The organism is Brachyspira pilosicoli (assembly GCF_019402445.1).
GTDB classification, from domain to species: domain Bacteria; phylum Spirochaetota; class Brachyspiria; order Brachyspirales; family Brachyspiraceae; genus Brachyspira; species Brachyspira pilosicoli_B.
In genome coordinates this window covers 1-2237 of the sequence record NZ_SRZM01000269.1, presented here as the reverse complement: position 1 = coordinate 2237, position 2237 = coordinate 1, and the positions used below count along the sequence as shown (strand labels likewise).

The 2237-nt window shown below is 26.1% G+C and carries 2 protein-coding genes; both read left to right on the top strand.

The window, feature by feature from the left end; translation table 11 throughout:
- Positions 1 to 485 precede the first annotated feature (485 nt).
- Positions 486 to 1040: a TetR/AcrR family transcriptional regulator gene (locus E6A48_RS08720; RefSeq protein ID WP_219709764.1), complete on the top strand. Its 555-nt coding sequence runs from the start codon at positions 486 to 488 to the stop codon at positions 1038 to 1040.
- A 94-nt stretch (positions 1041 to 1134) separates the two neighbouring features.
- Positions 1135 to 2160, top strand: a complete 1026-nt coding sequence (locus E6A48_RS08715) for a LacI family DNA-binding transcriptional regulator (RefSeq protein WP_157148699.1) — start codon at positions 1135 to 1137, stop codon at positions 2158 to 2160.
- Positions 2161 to 2237 lie beyond the last annotated feature (77 nt).

Genomic DNA, 2237 nt, shown 5'->3' with positions numbered 1-2237 from the left:
CCGCCGCAAAAAGAACCAAAAAGTGCAAGTTATCTAACTTTATATATTAGGAATATGTATTAAGTATAAAATAATACTAATTATTTTAGCTAAAAAAATGCAGTTCTTCGCGAAGCGTATCCGTAGGATATAAGGTTCTTTTATACCAATACCGAGTAGGTACCTATCGGCAAAAGAACTGGGGTGCGTACCATAAGGGCACGCTTCGCAGGGGGCTAGTCCCCGCAAATAATAAAAAACTTAAAAATTTTATTGTTCTTTTTCCCACATTACACGTTTTTTATCAACTTTTTCACGCGTACGAGCTGTACCACCTTGCCGCACGGTAATGCTATGGTTTAATTATAACTTATTAGTTGTGCGGGGGAGTGCATTTTGTGGTGCTACCCTAAGGGCACGCTTCGCAGGGGGTAAAACCACGCAAATAATAAAAAACTTAAAAACTAAATTTTGACAAAATATACTTGTTTCAGTATAATCTAGTTATGATAGAAGAAAAGAAAAAAGATTTGAGAATCATAAAAACCCAAAAATTATTAAAAGAATCTCTACTCGAACTCTTTAAAACTCACTCTTTTAATGATATCACAGTTACAGAAATATGCGAAAAATCTATGATTAATAGAGTTACTTTTTATGACCACTACAATAATAAAGAAGAACTTTTAAATAGCATCATAGAAGATATAAAAGAAGATATTATAAAAGAATTGAGAGATGATAATTTAATCTATAATTTTAAAAAGAACTACAGAAAAATAATAGAGAAAATAATAAACTATTTTGATAATAACAAACAATATTTTAATACTTCATTAGTTAATTATAACAACACTCTTTTATTTATATCACTTCTTCACAAGATTTTATTAGGCTACTTAAATGAATGGTTAAAAGATGATGAGAATATAGTAATACAGGAGTTTATATCTGGAGGATTAGTTTCTATAATATATCATTGGATAAAAGAAGATAAAAATGTAGAGAAAGATGTTTTAATTAATAATATATGTAGGCTATTAGAGAAAAGTTTAAAATAGTTGTTTTTTATAAAAAATCTAATTTGTAAATAATAAAAAAATATATATAATTGTGTGCATAATAATTTTATTATTCTAATAAAAGTTGTTTATTATGAAGAAAAAAAATGGAATAAGGGATGTTGCAAAGATGGCTGGTGTATCCATTACAACAGTTTCTTTTGTATACAATAATCCAGATAGAGTAAAAGAAGATACAAGAAAATTAGTTTTAGATGTTGCCAAAAAACTTAATTATACTCCAGATTTTAATGCATTAGGCTTAAGAGGAAAAACTAATCTAATTACATTAATAGTAAATTTTAATGTAGATGAACAAAGCCACCCTACCATTAGTGAAGCTATACCGCATATATCAAAATATTTAACAGAGTTTGGATACTATTTATTGCCTTTTTTTGAACCAGAAGAAAAAGAGATGGTTTATTTAAATTCAATTATAAGCAATAAACAAATTTGTGGTGCTATATTTATGGCAAGTAAAAAAAATATGGAATTGCTAGATTTACTTATAGAAAATGGCATTCCTACAGTTGTTATAGGAGAGCTTACTGGTTATTTAGATAAAGTATTTTGTGTAGATATAGATAATTCAAACGAAATAAAAAATTTAGTAGATAAGTTATATGAAACAGGATACAAAAAAATAGCTTATGTAAGTGGAAATGTGGACTATATTGTTTGTGAGCAAAGATTAAGAGGTTATTATGATTCTGTTATGAAGAATAATATTCATAAACCTATAGTTTTAGGCTTTACAGAAGATGTAGATAAAATAAAATATGATATAAAAAATCTTATTGCAAATAAAAAAAATATTCCAGATGTGATAGTTTGTAAAGATGATATAAAAGGTATTTATGTTATATCAGAATTATTAAGAAATGGTATTATCCCTGGCAAAGATATTGGGGTAGTAGGTGTAGGTGGAATATCAGCTTCTAATTATATATATCCAAATTTGTCAACATTGAGCTTTTCTATAAAAAATATATCCAAATTGGCAGTAAAAAATCTTAATGATATGATTGTTAATAATAAGATAATATCAGGTCAAAAATATGTAAAGACCAAATTTCTCCACAAAGAAAGTTTAGATTTAAAAATAAAAAAAAATTAGTTAATATATAAATATTTTTTAATATTTATTGACAAACTATGAAAAATGAATATACTAATAATTATACAAATTAAAAC

Excerpts from the sequence above, each read along its gene's own strand:
- E6A48_RS08715 (WP_157148699.1), top strand. The coding sequence starts at position 1,135 with ATGAAGAAAAAAAATGGAATAAGGGATGTTGCAAAGATGGCTGGTGTA.
- E6A48_RS08720 (WP_219709764.1), top strand. The coding sequence starts at position 486 with ATGATAGAAGAAAAGAAAAAAGATTTGAGAATCATAAAAACCCAAAAA.